The 20,431-nt window shown below is 66.9% G+C and carries 15 protein-coding genes and 1 pseudogene; 9 read left to right on the top strand and 7 right to left on the bottom strand.

The features are described from left to right. Positions 1–9 precede the first annotated feature (9 nt). Together CG716_RS00075 and CG716_RS00070 are read right to left on the bottom strand one after the other, a co-directional pair. Positions 10–312 carry a hypothetical protein gene (locus CG716_RS00075; RefSeq protein WP_094475346.1) on the bottom strand — a complete coding sequence of 101 codons (303 nt, stop codon included), beginning with the start codon at positions 310–312 and terminating at the stop codon, positions 10–12. Between the two features lie 47 nt (positions 313–359). Further along, the gene (locus CG716_RS00070; RefSeq protein ID WP_234817644.1) at positions 360–740 is read right to left on the bottom strand and encodes a hypothetical protein; all 381 of its coding nucleotides are present in this window, start codon (positions 738–740) and stop codon (positions 360–362) included. 566 nt (positions 741–1,306) lie between these two features. Between CG716_RS00070 and CG716_RS29805 the strand changes: the two genes are divergently transcribed. Next, entirely contained in the window at positions 1,307–1,618 is a 312-nt protein-coding gene (locus tag CG716_RS29805) for a hypothetical protein (RefSeq protein ID WP_133066835.1), read from the top strand. Positions 1,619–1,645: 27 nt separating this feature from the next. Here CG716_RS29805 and CG716_RS00065 read toward each other — a convergent pair whose 3' ends face one another. Then, a complete protein-coding gene (locus CG716_RS00065) occupies positions 1,646–1,996 on the bottom strand; it encodes an ArsR/SmtB family transcription factor (protein ID WP_234817643.1) in 351 nt (116 codons plus the stop codon). Between the two features lie 152 nt (positions 1,997–2,148). On the opposite strand from CG716_RS00065, the gene mgtA reads away from it, so the two are divergent. Next, a complete protein-coding gene (gene mgtA, locus CG716_RS00060) occupies positions 2,149–4,815 on the top strand; it encodes a magnesium-translocating P-type ATPase (RefSeq protein WP_094475345.1) in 2,667 nt (888 codons plus the stop codon). 127 nt (positions 4,816–4,942) lie between these two features. Here the strand turns inward: mgtA and CG716_RS00055 are convergent, their stop codons facing one another. Next, entirely contained in the window at positions 4,943–5,230 is a 288-nt protein-coding gene (locus tag CG716_RS00055) for a hypothetical protein (RefSeq protein ID WP_094475344.1), read from the bottom strand. Between the two features lie 292 nt (positions 5,231–5,522). Between CG716_RS00055 and CG716_RS00050 the strand changes: the two genes are divergently transcribed. The 4 genes from CG716_RS00050 to CG716_RS00035 all read left to right on the top strand — a co-directional run bounded on the left by CG716_RS00050 (position 5,523) and on the right by CG716_RS00035 (position 13,601). Beyond that, a complete protein-coding gene (locus CG716_RS00050) occupies positions 5,523–8,900 on the top strand; it encodes a transglutaminase family protein (protein WP_094475343.1) in 3,378 nt (1,125 codons plus the stop codon). An 81-nt stretch (positions 8,901–8,981) separates the two neighbouring features. Further along, on the top strand, positions 8,982–11,663 hold the full coding sequence (locus tag CG716_RS00045) for a circularly permuted type 2 ATP-grasp protein (RefSeq protein ID WP_094475342.1): 2,682 nt from the start codon (positions 8,982–8,984) through the stop codon (positions 11,661–11,663). Next, positions 11,660–12,556 carry a transglutaminase family protein gene (locus tag CG716_RS00040; protein WP_207760540.1) on the top strand — a complete coding sequence of 299 codons (897 nt, stop codon included), beginning with the start codon at positions 11,660–11,662 and terminating at the stop codon, positions 12,554–12,556. Before CG716_RS00045 ends, CG716_RS00040 begins: the two co-directional genes overlap by 4 nt. After that, positions 12,549–13,601 carry a zinc-binding metallopeptidase family protein gene (locus tag CG716_RS00035; protein WP_094475340.1) on the top strand — a complete coding sequence of 351 codons (1,053 nt, stop codon included), beginning with the start codon at positions 12,549–12,551 and terminating at the stop codon, positions 13,599–13,601. The genes CG716_RS00040 and CG716_RS00035 overlap by 8 nt, the downstream gene beginning before the upstream one ends. A 57-nt stretch (positions 13,602–13,658) precedes the next feature. Here CG716_RS00035 and ilvD read toward each other — a convergent pair whose 3' ends face one another. Continuing rightward, positions 13,659–15,512, bottom strand: a complete 1,854-nt coding sequence (gene ilvD / locus CG716_RS00030; protein ID WP_094475888.1) for a dihydroxy-acid dehydratase — start codon at positions 15,510–15,512, stop codon at positions 13,659–13,661. Positions 15,513–15,588: 76 nt separating this feature from the next. Between ilvD and CG716_RS00025 the strand changes: the two genes are divergently transcribed. Further along, complete coding sequence (locus CG716_RS00025; protein WP_094475339.1) at positions 15,589–16,386, top strand: helix-turn-helix transcriptional regulator; 798 nt, start codon at positions 15,589–15,591, stop codon at positions 16,384–16,386. 10 nt (positions 16,387–16,396) lie between these two features. Here CG716_RS00025 and CG716_RS00020 read toward each other — a convergent pair whose 3' ends face one another. Beyond that, positions 16,397–17,629, bottom strand: a complete 1,233-nt coding sequence (locus tag CG716_RS00020) for a serine hydrolase domain-containing protein (protein ID WP_094475886.1) — start codon at positions 17,627–17,629, stop codon at positions 16,397–16,399. Between the two features lie 86 nt (positions 17,630–17,715). On the opposite strand from CG716_RS00020, the gene CG716_RS00015 reads away from it, so the two are divergent. Beyond that, a complete protein-coding gene (locus CG716_RS00015; protein ID WP_094475338.1) occupies positions 17,716–18,555 on the top strand; it encodes a DUF3097 domain-containing protein in 840 nt (279 codons plus the stop codon). A 154-nt stretch (positions 18,556–18,709) separates the two neighbouring features. Continuing rightward, complete coding sequence (locus CG716_RS00010) at positions 18,710–19,921, top strand: acyl-CoA dehydrogenase family protein (protein ID WP_094475337.1); 1,212 nt, start codon at positions 18,710–18,712, stop codon at positions 19,919–19,921. A 9-nt stretch (positions 19,922–19,930) separates the two neighbouring features. Here CG716_RS00010 and CG716_RS00005 read toward each other — a convergent pair. After that, positions 19,931–20,404: pseudogene (locus CG716_RS00005) on the bottom strand (SDR family NAD(P)-dependent oxidoreductase); the annotation flags it as partial. Between the last annotated feature and the right edge of the window lie 27 nt (positions 20,405–20,431).

Genomic DNA, 20,431 nt, shown 5'->3' with positions numbered 1-20,431 from the left:
CAGGAGCTTTCACTTCATGGCGTTGTGGGCGCCGTCCACACAGCCACGTTGATAGTTCGCGGTCTGATGGGTGGCCCGGTCGGCGCAGTACGCCGTGATCGTCTCTTCGTGTGCGGCGTAGCCGCCTGCGTCCACCCAGCGCTGCCCGTCGGTGTAGCCGGCCCAGTACGCGGAGTCTTTGCGGTCTGAGGTCAGCATGAAGATGACCCCGAGGACGGCGAAGACCGCGATTACGAGTGCGGCCTTCACCCAGCGGTTGGCCAGCCACGGCCGCAGCTGGTCGGGGAGCCACCGCGATTCGCGCCATGTCACAGCGCGATTCTCGCACTATCCGGCGGCAGCAGGGGGCGTTGGCGCGCCTAGGTGGCGGGTGCCGCGGACGCAGATGCCGCGGCCGCCGCTGACGACGATGCCGCGGCGGCAGCCGCAGCGCGACCCTCGGGACTACCCAGCGAATTGCCGGGTGACGTCGCCGAAGCCACTGCGGCTTCACAGTTGAGCGACAGCAGTGTCTGGTTGACCGGCGATGCGCTGGAGTTCGCCTCAGGCGGCTTGGTGCGATCCTGTTGGTGCGTGACGATGCAGTTCGGCCATGACAACTGATCGCCGACTGTCGTCGACACGACAACCGCATATCCGGCGGAACTGAGCGCGGTTTGGGCGGCACTGTATGTCTGGCCGACGACAGTGGGTGAACCTGCTTCGGCGACCCCGGTGCCCATTGCTGCCGCAACTGCCACCGCTGACGGGATACCGATGGCGAACAGAACGCGCTTGCCTGAGCAATTGCCAAGCCCCTGTCGACCTGAGGCATCCGGCGAAGACTGGCGGCGGCGTAGTTTCAGAGGTTGGGGGTCACCTGATCGCATTCGACCAATTTTGCGGCCCAATAGTTAGCTTCTGATTAATAGAAGCTGTGGATCTTGCTGTAGACGGCTGATTGATCGCTGTCTGAATGGGCGTGAAACACCCACTCGCCAAGTGCCATTCGGTTGGGCAGTGACGTTGCTGCGGGTCTTCCGGTTGGCGCGAACCCAGCGGAAATATGTTGATAAACAGTGCAATTGGACGATTGAATCTGCTCGCGCAGAGTTGCACAGCTGATTCCGTCGCCGATCCGTTTGTTGGGAGTTTGCTTCGAATTCTGTCAGATACTTGTATATACGTTTGACTAAGGTGTGCGACTGGGATACCAACGAGGGGCGCCCGACGATGGGCAGCCCGCCTAGTGCCTTGTGTGGGATGACCTCCAAGGCAAGGGGATCAGTGCGGCCACTATCTGGCGTGAACTCGGGAGAACTGACACATGAGTCTTGGATCGACAAAATCGCTCGCCGCACTGCTTGGCTTGTCTGCAATCGTTGCGGCGACGATAATGCTTGGGTTCGAAGATGATTCGAATTCGCAGCCGGTCGCGGGAGGCTCTGGTGATTCGGCCACGGGAACGTCGTACGTATCTCCTACGGTGCCGGCGATGAACCTCAATCCGACCAACATGAGCACGGGCGCGACGGTCACCGCCGCCGCTCCGGCGACAACCATGGCGACCTCGGCGGCCTCACCGACCTATAAGGCGACGGCGGCGGCAGGATGCGTCAACAACGGCCAATGTCCCTGACGGACAACGGCTGATCTAGCCCTGCTCTCACGAGCCGAACGCGCGCCGTCGGGTTCGCGGCTTCTTCTGGGCTAGGCGCGTATTTATCGCGAGGACCACAACCTCGATGACATGCGGCTCGGTCGCGACGTAGACATGCCGGCGGCCGTGTCGACGCACGTCGACCAGGCCGGCCAGCTTCAGCTTGCCCAGGTGGTGGCTGACCGTCGCGACGCTTTGTCCGCAGGCGGCGGCGAGACTGGTCACGTCCTGCTCACCATCGGCCAGCAGCCAGAGGATATGCAGCCGGACCGAAGCCGAAAGAAGCCCGAACATGGATGCGGTGTCTTGCAGCATCTCTGCCGGCAGAGTCTTGGCGGTGGGCGGCGGTTTCGGCACGTACGGTCCTCTCAGTTGCGTTGCAAGCGTACTGGCGCTGGAAGGTTGTGCAAGCGTTTGACGGTGCGGTGCACTCTGGGTGTACTGATCACGGTGTGAATCGGGTGTACTGATCACGGTGTGAATCGACGAACGCGCTCGGGAGGTACGGAGTGGACGTTGTTGAGACGGGACTGCGGCAATGGGCCGAACTTCCGACCCTGGCGCTTTTCCAGCGGCTCGACTCGTCTCCCCGTGGGCTGACCGAGGCCGAGGCGGCATCCCGGGTCACCCGTTTCGGGTCGAACATCGCGCCGCTGCACGAACCGACGAATGGGTTCGGCGCTCGCGCGTGGGACGCAGTTCGCAGTCCTTTTGTGCTGTTGTTGGCCGCCCTCGGCGGTGTGTTCGTCGTCGTCGGCGACCCCCGCGGGGCGACGACGGTGGGGGTGATGGTCACCCTCGCGGTTGGGTTGCGGATATGGCAACAATCCAGGTCGGTCCGGGCAGCTAACGCACTGCAGCGTTTGGTCGCCTGCACCGCCACGGTCCGTCGCCGCGCAGATGCCGGTAGCGATCCCCGCGAACGCGAAGTCGCCAGCGAGGATCTTGTTCCCGGGGATGTGCTGCTATTGAGGCCCGGTGACGTGGTCGCCGCTGACGTACGAATCGTCACGGCGCAGGGATTGGTGGTCGACCAGGCGTCGCTCAGCGGCGAGTCACTGCCCGTGGCCAAGACCGCGCAGCCGACATCGGATCAGCGACCCCCGTTGCTGTTGAACGCCGACTGTCTGTGCTTGTCAGGGACGGCTGTGGTGGCAGGCACCGCCACCTCGGTGGTGATCGCCACCGGAGCCGATAGCAGTGTCGGCTCGGCCGCCCGAGTTGCCGAGCATCGCAGGCCGGAATCGAGTTTCGACCGCGGCGTGCGCGGCGTCGGCTGGACTCTCGTGCGGTTCATGATGGTGTTGGCTCCTATCGTGTTGGTGGTCAACGGGACCATGTCGGGCGATTGGGCCCGGGCGGCGATGTTCGCGTTGGCGGTTGCCGTCGGGCTCACCCCCGAGATGCTTCCGGTGATCTTGACGACCAACCTTGCCCGGGGGGCAACGAAACTGGCGCGACACAAGGTAGTGGTGCGCCGGCTCAACGTCATTCAAGATCTCGGAGCCATCGATGTCCTCTGCGTCGACAAGACCGGGACGTTGACCGAAGACCGCATTGTTTATTCGCAGAGTGTTGACGTTACTGGCTGCTTGGACGACGCCGTCACCGAACTCGCCGGTCTCGCAGTGCATTTCCAGGACGGACCGCACAACCGGCTGGACGACGCGATCGCCGAGATGGCGGTCGAGTCGGAACTGGAGGCGCTGGCCGACGCGGTGTACGACAAGGTCGACGAAATCGGTTTCGACCACGCCCGGGCTCGCTCCAGTGTCGTGATCTCTCGCCAAGCTGGTGAGCACATCCTGATCTGCAAAGGAGATCCCAGAGAGGTTCTGCCGCGATGCAGTGGCGTCCGAATCGGTGGTCACACAGGGGATTTGGATGAACTAGCAGCTGCTCGCGCACGTCACCTGATCGACGGCATCCATGGCCAGGGCATGAGGCTCCTGGCTGTCGCGGTTCGTTCGGGGCCGGCCCGGTTGGACCGGTACGACGAGACTGACGAGCGCGATCTGGTATTGGTCGGATTCGTCGGGTTCGTCGATCCAGTCCGCGACAGTGCCGCGCATGCCATCCGGCTCCTCGATGAGCACAGCGTCGCAGTCAAGATGCTGACGGGAGACAACGCGGCGATCGCGCTACGGGTTGCCGACCAGATCGGTCTGAAGACCGAGATGACGTTGTCGGGTGCTCAGATCGACGAACTCGATGATGAGACGTTGCGCGGAGTTGTTCAACGGTCCCAGGTCTTCGCTGAACTGGCGCCCGAACACAAGACGCGCATCGTCTCGGCACTTCGGGGTGCAGGACAGGCGGTGGGGTTTCTGGGTGACGGAGTAAACGATGTCGGGGCGTTGCGGATCGCCGACGCGGGCATCGCGGTGGACAGCGCCACGGACGTCACCAAGCGCGCCGCGGACCTGATCTTGCTCGATCCGGATCTGGCAGTGGTGGCCCGCGGGGTGATCGAAGGCCGGCGGACGCTGACGAACACGATGAAGTACGTCAAGATCACCGCCAGCTCGAATTTCGGCAATGTCCTCTCGGTGCTGTTGGCCAGCGTCTTGTTGCCATTCCTGCCGATGATGCCGATCCAACTGATGATCCAGAACCTGCTGTACGACACCGCGCAGCTGACGCTGCCGTGGGACCGCGTCGACCGCCACGCGCTCCTTTCTCCACAGCGCTGGGATTCGCGCGGCCTGGTTGGATTCATGACCCGCTTCGGGGTGCTGAGCTCGGTGTTCGACATCGCAACGTTCGCGGTTCTGTGGTGGGTGTTCCGGGCGGGCACCCATCCGGCGCTGTTTCAGACCGGCTGGTTCGTCGAGGGTCTGCTCACCCAGCTGCTGATCGTTCTCGTCCTGCGGACGCCCGGTTTACCGTGGCGGGATGCGCGTCCTGCGCCGGTCGTCGTGATGGGTGCGGTGATGGCGGCGGTGGTCGGTGTGCTGCTGACGTTCAGCTCACTGGCGCCCGGACTTCAGCTGACGAGCCCACCTGGGGCGTACTGGTTGTGGGTGTTCGTGGTTACGGCTGCCTACGGGTTCGCCGCACAACTGGTCAAGCAGCGCTACCTTCGCCGGGGGCGCGGCTGGCTGGTTGCTTCGGGCGCTGCGAATCCGGAACCGCATAGTACGACCAGCGGCGACGGCCCGGGCTTACGCAACTAGGGCGCCAACGACGTCGTTAGAGGCGCGATCATCCTCGGTCTCGCCCCCTGGCGCCGGGTCCCAGTACTCGCGGTGCGGCTCCCAGGTCGCGGGCGCTCGGCTGGCACCGGTCACTAAGGACAACCGGCTAAGGTCTTACCCCTGTGGGGCCGATGACGAAGATCGAGAAACTCAAGCGGCGCACATCACGTCGCGGGATCGTGATGACAATCTTGGCCGTCGTGGTCCTCGGTTTGGTGATCGCGACGTTGTTGTACAAGCCGAGCATTCCCGACGTAAAGCCTGTCTCGCCCTCGCCCTCGCCCTCGCCAACGAGCTCGAGCATTCCCGTGATCGGTACCTGGCCCGCCGGACCTCCTGCTGCGCCGCCGATATCTGTCACCCCGGCGCCGTCGAGGGTTGAGCCCTCAAGCACGACTCAGCCGCCGCCGACGACGCAGCCGGTCGCCCCTGCGCAGACGTACGTCCCTGCGCAGGCGCCTGATTACAGCGCGCCGGCCACGTCCAGCGCTCCAGCCACGTCCAGCGCGCCGGCCGGGCCCAGCAAGGACACGAACCCCACCGAGCTTCCCAACGGTGGACGGCGATTCGGGTTCGTCCAGCCTTAGGGGCCAGCGTCGGCCAAATACAGTGGCGGGGGAGGGTTGGCGGCCCCCTGACGTGCGCACCCTGCACGTCTGCGCGGCTTGTGATGGGATTAGCGGCCTATGGGTATCAAAGTGGCGCTGGAGCACCGCACCAGCTACACCTTCGACCGGTTGGTGGAGGTGCATCCGCACGTTGTCCGACTGCGGCCGGCACCGCACTCCCGTACGCCCATCGAGGCCTACTCGCTGGAGGTTGAGCCCGCCGACCACTTCGTCAACTGGCAACAGGACGCCTTCGGTAACTTCCTGGCCCGGCTGGTCTTCCCGACCCGCACTCGGCAACTGACCATCAAGGTCGGGCTGATCGCCGATCTGAAGGTGATCAACCCCTTCGACTTCTTCATCGAGGATTTCGCCGAGACGTTCCCGTTCGTCTACCCCAAGGCGCTCAAGGACGACCTCGAGCCCTACCTGCGGCCCGTCGACGAAGCCGACGAAGGGTCGGGGCCCGGTGAGCTGGTGAACAACTGGGTGCGCAATTTCGTCGTCGCGCCCGGCACCCGCACCATCGACTTCCTGGTGGCGCTCAACCGCGCCGTCAACGGCGACGTCGGCTACAGCCTGCGGATGGAACCGGGGGTGCAGAGCCCGGATTTCACCCTCCAGACCGGGATTGGCTCCTGCCGCGACTCGGCCTGGCTGTTGGTGTCGATCTTGCGTGAGCTCGGCCTGGCCGCCCGGTTCGTGTCGGGGTATCTGGTGCAGTTGTCCTCTGATGTCGAGGCCCTCGACGGACCGTCCGGGCCGGCAGCCGACTTCACCGACCTGCATGCCTGGACCGAGGTCTACATCCCCGGCGCCGGCTGGATCGGACTTGACCCGACCTCCGGGCTGTTCGCCGGGGAGGGACACATCCCGCTGGCGGCCACCCCGCACCCGTCGTCGGCTGCGCCGATCACCGGCGCCACCGGGGTGGCTGAGGCCACCCTGGACTTCGCGAACGTCGTCACCCGCGTCCACGAGGACCCGCGAGTCACGTTGCCCTACACCGACGCGGCCTGGGGCGCGATCAACGCACTCGGCGCCCGCATCGACCAGCGGCTGACCGACGCCGACGTCCGGCTGACCATCGGCGGCGAGCCGACGTTCGTCTCGGTGGACAACCAGGTCGATGAGGAGTGGACTACCGCCGCCGACGGTCCGCACAAGCGAGAACGCGCCTCGGCGCTGGCCGCGCGGCTCAAGGCGGTGTGGGCCCCGGGCGGTCTGGTCCAACGCAACCAGGGCAAGTGGTATCCCGGAGAACCGTTGCCGCGCTGGCAGATCGGAATCCACTGGCGCCGCGACGGCCAGCCGTTGTGGAATGATCCGGCGCTGTTGGCCGACCCCTGGGGCGCCGAGTACATCGAGGTGAAACCCGAAGCCGCCCAGCAGGTCTTGTCAGTTATCGCCGACGGCCTCGGGCTGCCGGCCACCCAGGTGCGGCCGGCCTACGAGGACGCGCTGAGCCGGCTGGCCCAGGCCGTCCGCTTGCCGTTCGGGGATCCCGTCGAACCTGACGAGGACCTGGAAGCCGACAATCCGGCGGCCCGGGCCGAACTGCTGGCCCGCCTCGAGGAATCGGTGGTCGATCCGGCCGCATATCTGCTACCCCTGCACCGCCGCGATGACGACGCCGGTTGGGCCAGCGCCGACTGGCGGCTTCGCCGTGGCCGCGTCGTGCTGCTGGAGGGTGACTCGCCGGCCGGTCTACGGTTGCCGCTGGGTTCGATCAGCTGGCAACCGCCGCGACCCTCGCTGCCCGCCGACCCGATCGCCAGCGGGAGACGCTCGCTGCCCGTCGCCCGGGAGAGCGTCGAGGCGCCGGTGGAGGATCCCGACGAAGCACCCACCACCGCGCTGGTGGCTGAGATCCGCGACGGCCTGCTGTACATCTTTCTGCCGCCCACCGACGAGCTGGAGCATTTCGTCGACCTGATCGCGCGGGTGGAATCTGCGGTGGCGGCGGTCGGCTGCGCGGTGGTCATCGAGGGCTACGGCCCGCCGGTCGACGCGCGGCTGGAATCCATGTCGGTCACGCCGGACCCCGGCGTGATCGAGGTCAACGTGGCGCCCAGCAAGAGCTTCGCCGAGCAGCGCGACCAGCTGCAGACCCTGTACGAGCAGGCCCGCCTGGCCCGGCTGTCGACCGAGACGTTCGACGTCGACGGCAGCCACGGTGGTACCGGCGGCGGCAACCACATCACTCTGGGGGGCATCACCCCGGCGGACTCACCGCTGCTGCGCCGGCCGGACCTGCTGGTGTCGCTGCTGACGTACTGGCAGCGTCATCCGGCGCTGTCGTATCTGTTCGCGGGGCGCTTCATCGGCACTACGTCGCAGGCCCCCCGGGTGGATGAGGGCAGGCAGGAATCGCTGTACGAACTCGAGATCGCCTTCGCCGAGATCGCCCGGCTGACGGCGGGACCGCGGGATGCGAAGTCCGATCATGGTCGCTCCGCAAGCTTCGCTCCCGATCATGGTCGCTCCGCAAGCTTCGCTCCGTGGGTCACCGATCGCGCCCTGCGCCACCTGCTCACCGACATCACCGGCAACACCCACCGTGCCGAGTTCTGCATCGACAAGCTCTACAGTCCCGACAACGCCCGCGGCCGGCTCGGCCTGCTGGAGCTTCGCGGGTTCGAGATGCCGCCACACTTCCAGATGGCGATGGTGCAGTCACTTCTGGTGCGCGCGCTGGTGGCCCGGTTCTGGGAGCAACCGCTACGCGCGCCGCTGATCCGCCACGGCGCTAACCTGCACGGCCGATACCTGTTGCCGCACTACATCATCCACGACATCGCCGATGTGTGCGCAGACCTGCGGGCGCACGACATCAACTTCGACACCAGCTGGCTGGACCCGTTCACCGAGTTCCGCTTCCCCCGCGTGGGCACCGCGGTCTTCGACCACGTGGAGATCGAGCTGCGCGGTGCAATCGAACCGTGGAACACCCTGGGTGAGGAGTCGACCGGGGCCGGCACCGCCCGCTACGTCGACTCCTCGGTGGAGCGGATCCAGGTCCGCGCCATCGGTGCCGACCGGCAGCGCCACGTGCTGACCTGCAACGGCTATCCGATCCCGTTGCTGGCCACCGACAACCCCGACGTCCAGGTGGGCGGGGTGCGATACCGGGCGTGGCAGCCGCCGAGCGCGCTGCACCCCACGATCACCGTCGACGGCCCGCTGCGGTTCGAGCTGGTGGACATCGCCGGCGGAAATTCGCGTGGCGGCTGCACGTACCACGTCTCCCATCCGGGCGGCCGGGCCTATGACAGCCCGCCGGTCAACGCGGTGGAGGCCGAGTCACGCCGCAGCAGGCGCTTCGAGGCCACCGGGTTCACCCCCGGCAAGGTCGACGTCGCCGACATCCGCGAGAAGCAGGCACGGCAATCCACCGACGTCGGTGCGCCGGGAATCCTCGACCTGCGGCGGGTGCGTACCGTGCTGCAGAACTGATGGGTACACCCCGACCCGAATGCGGTCGGGGCGGGCCATTCTCGTAAGTTTGCAGGAGTACTTCAGTCAGGAGGTGGGCAGTTGTCGCTGTCGGCCGCCGGTTCTGGACTGAGCCGCCCCAGCCACGACCCCGACCGGTTGCTGGCGGGCTACCGGGCAGCCCGCGCCCAGGACACGCTGTTCGACGACTTACGGCCCGGCTCGGGCGTCTCGGAAGCGTTTGGAGGCACCGGGTACGACGAGTTCGTCGACGCCACCGGCACCATCCGCCCGTCGTGGCAGGAACTCGCTGATCAGATCGGCGAGCGCGGCCGCGCCGGCCTGGAACGACTGCGCGGCGTGGTGCGCGGACTGGTCGACAACGACGGCATCACCTACATCGAGCTGGACCGTAACGGGGAGACCGTCACCAACGGCCAGGGTATTGCGATGCCCGGCCCGTGGCATCTCGACGGAATACCGCTGGTGCTCTCGGCCTCGGACTGGGAGACGCTGGAAGCCGGTGTGCTGCAACGGTCCCGGATCCTCGACGCGGTACTGGCCGACCTCTACGGCGAGCGCCGAGCGATCACCAGCGGGATATTGCCGCCGCAACTGCTGTTCGGCCACCCCGGCTACATCCGGGCCGCCCGCGGCATCGACAACCCGGGCCGGCATCAGCTGTTCATGCTCGGCTGCGACGTGAGCCGGGCCGCGCACGGGCGGTTCGTGGTCAACGCCGACTGGGCGCAGGCCCCGTCGGGGGCCGGCTACGCGCTGGCCGACCGGCGGGTGGTGGCCCACGCGGTGCCCGACGTCTACGAGCGCATCGGCCCGCGGCCGGCGTCGCCGTTCGCCCAAGCGCTGCGGCTTGCGCTCATCGAGGTCGCGCCCGAAGCCGCCGAGGACCCGGTGGTCGTGGTGCTCAGCCCGGGCATCCACTCCGAGACCGCGTTCGATCAGGCGTATCTGGCGTCGGTACTGGGCTTCCCGCTGGTCGAGAGCGCCGACCTGGTGGTGCGCGAGGGCAAGCTCTGGATGCGTTCGCTGGGCACGTTGAAACGGGTCGACGTGGTGCTGCGCCGGGTCGACGCCGACTACGTCGACCCGCTGGATCTGCGGCCCGATTCCCGGCTGGGCGTGGTGGGCCTGGTCGAGGTGCAGCGGCGCGGCGCGGTGACAGTTGTCAACACCCTCGGTGCCGGGATCCTGGAAAGCCCTGGGCTACAACGTTTTCTGCCTCAGCTCGCCGACCGGCTGGTGGGGGAGAAGCTGCTGCTGGACACCCCGCAGTTCTACTGGGGCGGGTTCGAGCGGGAGCGGTCGCATCTCCTGGCGCGGCTGCAGACACTGCTGATCAAGTCGACCGTCGGCGCGGAGACCATCGTGGGTCCGGCGCTGTCGACGGCGCAGCGCGACGAGCTCGCAGCCCGGATCGAGGCGCACCCCTGGGAGTGGGTCGGCCAGGAACTCCCGCAGTTCTCCTCGGCCCCCACCGATCACTACCCGGGCGGGTTGTCCGCGGCCAGTGTGGGCATGCGGCTGTTCACGGTGGCGCAGCGCGGCGGGTACGCGCCCATGTTTGGCGGCCTTGGTTATGTGCTGGCACCCGGCAATGCCGCATACAAATTGAAAACTGTTGCCGCCAAGGATATCTGGGTGCGCCCACCGACCCGGGCGAGGGCGGACACGCAGACCGTCCCCTCGGTGGAGTTGCCGAGCGGCACGCAGTTCATCAGCTCGCCACGGGTACTGTCCGACCTGTTCTGGATGGGCCGCTACGGCGAGCGGACCGAGAACCTGGCCCGGCTGCTGATCGTGGCCCGCGAGCGCTACCACGAATACCGCTATCGCCAGGACATGGAGGGCAGCGAGTGTGTGCCGGTGCTGCTCGGAGCGCTGGGCACGCTCACCGGCAGTGACACGGCCGCCGCCGGCAGCTACGCCGATGCGGTGGCGGCCGCCCAGCACACGCTGTGGTCGCTGACCGTCGACCGGGAGCGTGCCGGGTCGCTGGCACAGTCCGTCGAACGACTCGGGCTGGCCGCCCGCTCGGTGCGCGATCAGATGTCCAATGACACCTGGATGGTGCTCGGCGCCGTCGAGCGCGCACTGGCCGAGCAGGCCGGTACCCCGCCCAGCCCGCACCGCGGATCCCGGGTGGTCGACGACACCCAGCTGGCCGCCGCGCAGCAGCAGACGCTGGCCGGCATGCTGGCGCTGTCCGGGGTGGCCGCGGAGTCGATGGTGCACGACGCCGGCTGGACGATGATGGACATCGGCAAGCGGATCGAACGGGGCTTGGCGCTGTCGGCGCTGCTGCGCGCCACGCTGACCACCGCCCGCAGCCCGGGTGCCGAACAGACCATCACCGAGTCCGCACTGGTGGTGTGTGAGTCCGCGGTGATCTACCGCCGGCGCAACCTGGGCAAGGTTAGTGTGGCGGCTGTGGCCGACCTCGTGCTGTTCGACGGGGAGAACCCCAGATCGCTCGTCTACCAGCTGGAACGGCTGCGGCTGAACCTGCGTGCGCTACCAGGTGCGTCGGGCTCGTCGCGGCCGGAGCGGCTGGTCGACAAGATCAGCACGCGGCTGCGCCGGCTGGACCCCGCCGACCTCGAGGCCACCAACGACGATGGCCGCCGGGCCAATCTCGACGGGCTGCTGGGCGGTGTGCACAGCACGCTGCGTGAGCTTTCCGACGTCATCACCCGCGCGCAGCTGTCGCTGCCCGGCGGCATGCAGCCGCTATGGGGACCAGACCAGCGGCGGGTCATGCCATGACCCGTACCTATCGCGTCACGCACCGCACCGAGTACGGCTACTCCGACGTGGTCACCAGTTCCTACGGCCGCGGCCACCTCACCCCCCGCGACACCACCGCGCAGCGCTGCCTGGCCTATGAACTCGAGATCGATCCCGAGCCCGCGGACCGATCCACCAGCCGCGATGTGTACGGCAACATCAGCTCCTACTTCCACGTCACCGAACGCCATCACGCCCTGACGGTCACGAGCCGCTCCGTCGTCGAGGTCGATCCGCCGCCCGCCGAGCTGTACCAGGCGGGCTGGGCGCTGGCGCCCTGGGAAGCGGTGCGGCCGGTCGGCCACAACGGAGCGTTGGCGTCCGAGTTCACCCTCGACCTGCGTCCGGCCGAAATCACCGATGCGGTGCGCGACTACGCCGCACCGAGTTTCGAGCCCGGCCGCCCGATCATCGAGGTCCTGCGCCACCTCAACAACAGGATCTTCTCCGACTTCACCTACAAGTCCGGGTCCACCACGGTATCCACACAGGTGAACGAGGTTTTGCTGGCGCGAGAAGGGGTATGTCAGGACTTCGCCCGGCTGGCGATCGCCTGCCTGCGTGCCAACGGTTTGGCGGCGAGTTATGTGTCGGGCTACCTCGCCACGGACCCGCCGCCGGGAAAGGAACGAATGTACGGCGTGGATGCCACCCATGCCTGGGCCGCGGTATGGACACCGCAAAATGATTGGCTCGGGCTGGATCCCACCAACGACCAACTGGTCGACGAGCGCTACATCACCGTCGGCTGGGGGCGCGACTATGCCGACGTCCCACCGCTGCGCGGCATCATCTACACCGACTCCGAGCAGAGCGTCATCGACGTCTCGGTGGATGTCGCACCGTACGAGGGGGGCTTGCTGCATGCGTGACTTCATCTGCCCCAACTGCGGCCAGCACCTGGCCTTCGAGAACTCGGTGTGCCTGTCCTGCGGAAGCAGGCTGGGATTCTCGCTGGAGGACAAGGCTTTTCTCGTGATCGCGTCCGGCGAGGGCAGCGAGCATGGCGGGGCCGTCGATGCCGCAGATTATCAACTGTGCGCCAACCTTCATCTCGCCGAATGCAACTGGCTGGTCAAGGTGGAGCCGGTCCGATTGTTGTGTGCGTCGTGCCGGCTCACCCGAACCAGGCCCAACGACACCGACACCGAGGCATTGGCGGCGTTCGCACTGGCCGAGCGAGCCAAGCGGCGCCTGATCGCCGAGCTGCACGAACTGAAGCTGCCGATCGTCGGCCGCGACGAAGATCCGGAATACGGACTGGCCTTCGATCTGTTGTCCAGCGCCAAGGAGAAGGTGTTCACCGGCCATGACAACGGTCTGATCACACTCGATCTGGCCGAAGGCGACGACGTACACCGCGAGCAGCTGCGCACCTCGATGGACGAGCCGTATCGCACCCTGCTCGGCCATTTCCGTCACGAGGTCGGGCACTACTACTTCTACCGGCTGGTCGGCACGTCGCCGGCGTACCTGCCGCGATTCACCGAATTATTCGGCGACCCCGAGGCCGACTACCAAGCCGCGCTGGATCGCCACTACAGCGAGGGCGCGCCGCCGAGATGGGAGAAGAAGTACGTCTCCTCCTATGCCACCATGCATCCGGCCGAGGACTGGGCAGAGACATTCGCGCACTATCTGCACATCCGCGACACCCTGGACACTGCCGCGGCATTCAGCTTCGCTCCCGCGAACGCAACGTTCGATCGAAGACAGCTGGGACCCAGTGGATTCGACACAATCATCGAGATGTGGCTGCCGCTTGCCTGGGCGCTGAACATGGTGAACCGGTCGATGGGCAAGGACGATCTCTACCCGTTCGTGCTGCCGGTGCCGGTGCTGGAGAAGATGCGCTTCATCCACACCGTCATCGACGAGGTCACCTCGTCGTCGGCCAGCGTCCAGCAGCAGAGCTGAGCTGAGCTGAGCTGAGCTGAGCTGGGTGCTCTGACGCGCCCAGGCCCAGCGTTGTCTTCAGGCTAGGCGGACGGCATCGACATCGCGTGCCGCTCCGCGATTCGCCGACGTCGCCAGCAGGGCGTATGCCCGCAACGCTGCGGAGACCGGTCGGTCACGTTCCTTCGGCCGATACCCGCCGGATATTTCGAGTTCGGCCCGCCGCCTTGCGAGTTCGGTGTCCGCCACCTCGAGTGTGATCGTGCGGGAGGGGATGTCGATAGAGATCAAGTCCCCGTTGCGGGCCAGCGCGATGGGGCCGCCTGCCGCCGCCTCTGGTGACACATGGCCGATTGACAGCCCAGAGGTGCCGCCGGAGAACCGCCCGTCGGTGACAAGCGCGCACCGCGTGCCCAGACCGCGACCCTTCAAAAATGATGTCGGATAGAGCATCTCCTGCATCCCGGGCCCACCTCGCGGCCCCTCGTACCGGACGACGACGACGTCCCCCGCCTTCACGACGCCGCCGAGAATGGCATCGACTGCCTCCTCCTGCGACTCGACGACGACTGCGGGACCGGTGAAGGTCAGCATGTGCTGCTCGAGGCCCGCGGATTTGACGACACACCCGTCGGGAGCGAGGTTTCCGGTCAGGATCGCCAGTCCGCCATCGGGTGAATAGGCATGTGCGACATCGCGGATGCATCCGCGGGCAGCGTCCACGTCGAGACTCTCCCAGCGCTCGGACTGCGAGAACCCCGCGGTCGTGCGGCGTCCGCCCGGTGCAGCCAGGAACAACTCCATTGCCTCGGGGGAAGCGCTGTGGCCCCGGATGTCCCACTCGCCGAGCCACTCGTCGAGCCCGCCGGCGTGGACTGTATGCACGTCTGTCGCCAACAAGCCCGCGCGATGCAACTCGCCGAGTATCGCGGGGATGCCACCCGCGCGGTGCACGTCTTCCATCAGGTACGTGCCATTTGGGGCGACCTTGCACAGGCAGGGGATGCGTCGGGAGATCTGATCCACCGCGGTGATGGAGAAGTCGAGGCCGGCTTCGTGTGCCGCGGCCATCAGGTGCAGCACGGTATTGGTGGAGCCCCCCATCGCGACATCCATCGCCATCGCGTTCTCGAACGCTTCAGCCGACGCGATCGCTCGGGGCAGTGCCGAGACGTCGCCGTGGCCGTAGTACCGGTTGGTGAGATCGACCACGGCAGCGCCCGCCTTCTCGTACAAGGCGCGTCGGGCGGTGTGGGTGGCCAGAAGCGAGCCGTTGCCCGGCAGAGCCAGACCCAGTGCCTCCACTAAACAGTTCATGGAATTCGCGGTGAACATCCCTGAGCACGAGCCGCACGTCGGACAGGCGGCTTCCTCGATGCGCGCCAGGTCCGCATCCGACATCGTGGGATCGGCGCTGCCGGACATCGGGTCGATCAGGTGCAGGCCGGTGCGCACCTGGCCATCGACGAGGGTGGCCCGGCCGCCCTCCATCGGTCCGCCTGAGACGAACACTGTCGGCACGTTGATCCGCAGCGCGGCCATGAGCATTCCGGGTGTGATCTTGTCGCAGTTGGAGATACACACCAGTGCGTCGGCTCGGTGTGCTTCCACCATGTACTCCACCGAATCGGCGATAAGATCGCGCGACGGCAGTGAGTAGAGCATTCCACTGTGCCCCATGGCAATTCCGTCGTCGACGGCGATGGTGTTGAATTCACGTGCGATCGCCCCGGCACTGTGGATCGCCTCGCAGACGATGCGCCCGACGGGCTGTAAATGGGTATGTCCGGGGACGAACTCGGTGAAGCTGTTGGCCACCGCCACGATCGGTTTACCGAAGTCCTCGCGGGCCACGCCGGCGGCGCGCAGCAGCGCCCGGGCACCGGCCATGTTGCGGCCGTGGGTGACGGTGCGGGAGCGCAACGGAATCATCAGTTCACTGTCCGGTTCAGCCGGCACGCTGGGAAGACGCTCTGGGCACTAGTAGTGCCAGTACTAGTCTTGGACGGTGCCCACCGATGAGGATCGTCGAGGCGAACTGGGTGCTTTCCTTCGCTCGGTTCGCGAGCGTGTGGTCCGCGCCGAATTCGGCCTGCCTCCAGCGGGGCGGGGCCGCACGGTTGGGCTGCGTCGCGAGGAAGTGTCCTACCTCTCCGGGGTAAGCGTGACTTGGTACACGTGGTTGGAGCAGGGTCGCGACATCAACCCTTCCCGGCAGGTTCTCGACGCGGTGGGCAGAACCCTGCGCCTGGGGGTGGCCGAGCATCGCTACGTGCTGAATCTCGCCGGGTTCGCGCCGTTGCCTGCCCCGCCGTCCCACGAAGTGGCAACGGTGCCGTCGCACCTGCAGCGTTTCCTCGACGCGATCGGCGACAATCCCGCCTACGCGCTGACGGCCGAGTGGGGCATCGCCGGCTGGAATGACGCCTACGAACGTCTCTACCCCAACGTCGCTACGACGGCCCCTAACGAGCGCAACCTGCTGTGGGCGGTCTTCACCGATCCGGCGGTGCGGGCTTTGCTCGCTGACTGGGAGCTCACCAGTCAGCGCTTTCTGGCTGAGTTCCGCGCCGAAATCGGCTCGCGTCTGGGCGATCCCGTCTTAGCGGATCTTGTTGCGCGCCTGTCGGATGTCAGCCCCGCATTCCGGGCCGGGTGGCAACGCCACAGTATTGAGGGGTTCGAATCGCGCGAGCGGCTCTTTCACCACCCGGAGTTCGGCACAGTCCGATACGAACACCATCAGCTGCGGCCGTCGGACCAGCCGGAGTTTCAGATCGTCGTCTATACGCCACTGGCCGACTGACGCGCAGACGTCACGTCTGCGAGCGCGCCCCGAGAATGCCGTGCATCAGCGCTTGCCGCAGGGCCAGTTCGCGGGGATCGCTGTACAAGTGGAATCCGAGTTTGTTCATCACGTAGGCGAATCCGATCCCGGTCTCGGGATCGGCGAACCCGAATGAACCGCCGAAGCCCGGTGTGCCGAAAGCCTTGTCGGTGGACCCGAAGCGGAACTGCGGCAATGGTTTTGCGAAGCCCAGCGCGAAGTTGGTGGTGACGTTGAGCACCTTGTCCCGTAGGCCCCCGCTGGGCGGGATGGCCGGCGCGGCCAGTGCCGACACGACATCGGCACTCAGGCCGATCTGGTCGCCGCCTGTCGCGGCGGTGCCGTAGTACTGCGCAACAGATCTGGCGGTGCCGATCCCGTTGCTCGACGGTATCTCGACTGCGCGGACGTCATCGCGGTTGTAGGCGCCGTCCCAGGGATTGACGTCGGCCGGGACGCCGGTGCTGCGGGCAGCCAGACCTACGGGGTTGAGTGCCGCCACCGCGAAACCGGCCGGCATCTCCTTGAGGTGGAGGAACACTTCGGGCCGCTTCCACTGGTGCAGCAGTGCTACCCGATTGCGATCGATGTCGGCCGGCAGGCCGATGTGCAGATCCAGACCGAGCGGCGCGGCGATCTCCTCGGCCAGGAACCGGCCCACCGTGCGGCCCGCCGGGTCGGTGCGGCGAATCAGCTCGGACTGATACCAACCCAACGTGATTGCGTGATAGCCGTGCCGGGCGCCGACGGGCCAGGCCGGAGCCTGTGCCGCCAGGATGGAGGCCAACCGCTCGGGATCGGCGACGTCGCGAAGGGTCGGTTTGGGGGTGAGGGCCGGCAGGCCGGCCTGGTGCGCCAGCAGTTGGCGGACCGTGACGTCGCCCTTGCCGGCGTGGGCGAATTCCGGCCAATAGTCGGCGACTTTCGCGTCGTAGGACAGCATGCCCCGGGACACCGCGACCGCGAACGTCAGCGCCGTGACGCCCTTCGTGGTCGAGAACATGTTGACCATGGTGTCGGGCTGCCACGGCGCCTTCGTCAGCCCGTTGCGGTAGCCGCCCCACAGGTCGACGACCTTGACCCCGTCCCGATAGACGGCTACGGCGGCGCCGACTTCCGAGCCGGCGGCCAGGTTCGCCCGGAACGCATCGGCGACTCTGCCGTAACCTTCGGCGACGTCGCCGCCCATCAAGTCCGGCGGCACTGCAACTTTGAGCACTATCGAGCCCTTCTGTGTTGACCAGGAGGATATGTCGGCGCGCCGCGCGCCACGGGCCCATTCGGCGTGACGGCCCCTACGATCGCCGGGTGGCTGATCGCTATGGCGCCGATGTACTGGCCAACAATCCGCACAACTCCCGCAAGCCCCGCTCGACGGAACGGGCCGTGGAGTTGGGAATGGTCGTCGAGGACCCGCAGTCGGGGTTCGTCGGCGCGGTCGTGGGTGTCGAAGGCTCCCGCGTCGAATTGGAGGACCGCAGGGGACGGCGGCGGGTGTTCCCGCTCGGCCCCGGCTTTCTGTTCGAGGGCAAGCCGGTGATCCTGACCCCCCTGCGCCGCTCGGCCCCGGCTGGGGCGCAACGGACGAAGTCGGGTTCGGTGAAGGTGGCCGACGCACGCGCCAAGGTCGCGCTGGCCAGCCGGATCTACGTCGAGGGCCGCCACGACGCCGAACTTGTCGAGCAGGTGTGGGGCGACGACCTCCGGGTCGAGGGGGTGGTCGTGGAGTACCTCGGCGGCGTCGACGACCTGGCCGGCATCGTCGAGTCGTTCCGGCCCGCCCCGGGGCGGCGCCTCGGGGTCCTGGTCGATCACCTGGTGGCCGGGTCGAAGGAGGCCCGAATCGCCGAGACCGTCCGGCGCGGACCGGGCGGTGAGCACACTCTGGTGGTCGGCCATCCGTATGTGGACATCTGGCAGGGCGTCAAACCCGAGCGTGTGGGCCTGAAGGCGTGGCCGTCAGTGCCGCGCGGTGTCGAATGGAAGCACGGGATCTGCGACGCGCTGGGCTGGCCCCACCGGGATCAGGCCGATATCGCCAGGGCTTGGCAGCGCATCCGCGCCTCGGTGCGGGACTGGACCGATCTGGAGCCGGCGCTGATCGGCCGGGTCGAAGAACTCATCGATTTCGTCACGCAGCCAGCCTGACCTGGGCTCACACGTGTGACGCACGTCGCAGGCGGAATTCGGTTCAGTTCGGTGTACAGTCGTTCACTATACGAAATTTACCGCCGACCGCAGTCGGGTCGTCGTCACCTGATGCCGGCCGACGCGGTACGACTTGATCCGGAGCTGGACCGCCATGACTTTCGCCCTTGATGTGCCTGAAGACGTCGCCCATGTCCGGGACTGGGTGCACCAGTTCGCCGCCGACGTGGTCCGGCCCGCGGCCGCGGAATGGGACGAGCGCGAGGAAACCCCTTGGCCGCTGATCCAGGAGGCGGCCAAGGTCGGCCTCTACACACCCGAGCTGTTCGCCGAGATGTCGGCCGAGCCCTCCGGAATCGGCATGCTCACCGTGTTCGAGGAGATGTTCTGGGGTGACGCGGGCATCGGGCTGTCGATTCTGGGCACCGGATTGGCGGCGGCGGCATTGGCCGCCAATGGCACACCGGAGCAGATCGGGCAGTGGCTGCCCGAGATGTTCGGCACGCCGGGGGATCCGCTGCTGGCTGCGTTCTGCTCCTCTGAGCCGGGCGCCGGCTCCGACGTCGGCTCGGTGCGTACCCGCGCCCGCTACGAACAGGCCACCGACGAATGGGTGCTCGACGGCACCAAGACCTGGGCCACCAACGGCGGCATCGCCAACGTCCACATCGTCGTCGCCTCAGTGCATCCCGAACTCGGCACCCGCGGCCAGGCCACCTTCATCATTCCGCCGAACACCCCCGGGTTCTCTCAGGGGCAGAAGTTCAAGAAGCACGGTATTCGCGCCTCGCATACCGCTGAGGTGGTGCTGGACAACGTGCGTCTGCCGGGCAATCTGATCCTGGGCGGCAGGGAGCGTTTCGAACAGCGAATCGCCAAGGCTCGGGAAGGAAAGCGCACATCCGGTCAGGCCGCGATGGCGACGTTCGAGCGCACCCGCCCCGCCGTCGGGGCGATGGCGCTGGGCGTGGCCCGGGCCGCCTACGAGTACGCCCTCGAATATGCCTGCGAGCGTGAGCAATTCGGCCGCAAGATCGGCGACTTCCAGGCTATCGGATTCAAGCTGGCCGATATGAAGAGCCGTGTCGACGCCTCCCGGCTGCTGATCTGGCGGGCCGGCTGGATGCAGCGCAACAACAAGCCGTTCGCCTCGGCGGAGGGCTCGATGGCCAAGCTGCACGCCAGCGAGACGGCGGTCTACGTCACCGACGAGGCCATCCAGATCCTCGGCGGCAACGGCTATACCCGTGACTACCCGGTGGAGCGGATGCACCGCGACGCCAAGATCTTCACGATCTTCGAGGGCACCAGCGAGATTCAGCGACTGGTGATCGCCCGCGCGCTGACGGGCCTGCCGCTGCGTTGACGGTCGGCCCTAGCCCAGGTCGGGCGCCCACGCGACCCCGTTGATGTGGCTGCCGCCGTCGACGAAAAGCGTGTTGCCGGTGAGGTATCGCGAGCCCTCGCTGGCCAGGAATACCGCGACCGGGGCGATGTCGTCGTACGGATCGCCCATTCGGCCCATCGGATTGGCGGCGTCGGCGACCGCCACGATGTCGGGATGCTGGGCCGCAACTGCCAGGAACGCTTGGCTTTTCGCCGCCGGGCAGATGGCGTTGACGGTCACCCCGGTGGGTGCCCATTCCCGTGCGGCCGTACGGGTCAGCGTGCGCAACGCCTCCTTGGCCGAGTTGTACTCCAGGGATCCGATGTGTGCGTTGACGCCGTTGAGGCTGCACATGTTGATGACTCGGCCCCAGCCGCGTTCTTTCATATGGCCGAAGGCGGCGCGCATCGCCCAGAACGGGCCGTAGTAGCCCACCGCGAAAGCATGCCCCAGCTCCTCGTCCCTCTAGTACCTCTCACTTATACACAA

Origin of the sequence: Mycolicibacterium sphagni (assembly GCF_002250655.1) — a bacterium.
GTDB lineage: Bacteria > Actinomycetota > Actinomycetes > Mycobacteriales > Mycobacteriaceae > Mycobacterium > Mycobacterium sphagni.
Note: the sequence above shows the minus strand (reverse complement) of the source record. Positions and strands in the feature narration are given on the sequence as shown.

Excerpts from the sequence above, each read along its gene's own strand:
- CG716_RS29805 (WP_133066835.1), top strand. The coding sequence starts at position 1,307 with ATGAGTCTTGGATCGACAAAATCGCTCGCCGCACTGCTTGGCTTGTCT.
- CG716_RS00050 (WP_094475343.1), top strand. The coding sequence starts at position 5,523 with ATGGGTATCAAAGTGGCGCTGGAGCACCGCACCAGCTACACCTTCGAC.
- CG716_RS00040 (WP_207760540.1), top strand. The coding sequence starts at position 11,660 with ATGACCCGTACCTATCGCGTCACGCACCGCACCGAGTACGGCTACTCC.
- CG716_RS00035 (WP_094475340.1), top strand. The coding sequence starts at position 12,549 with ATGCGTGACTTCATCTGCCCCAACTGCGGCCAGCACCTGGCCTTCGAG.
- ilvD (WP_094475888.1), bottom strand. The coding sequence starts at position 15,512 with ATGATTCCGTTGCGCTCCCGCACCGTCACCCACGGCCGCAACATGGCC.
- CG716_RS00010 (WP_094475337.1), top strand. The coding sequence starts at position 18,710 with ATGACTTTCGCCCTTGATGTGCCTGAAGACGTCGCCCATGTCCGGGAC.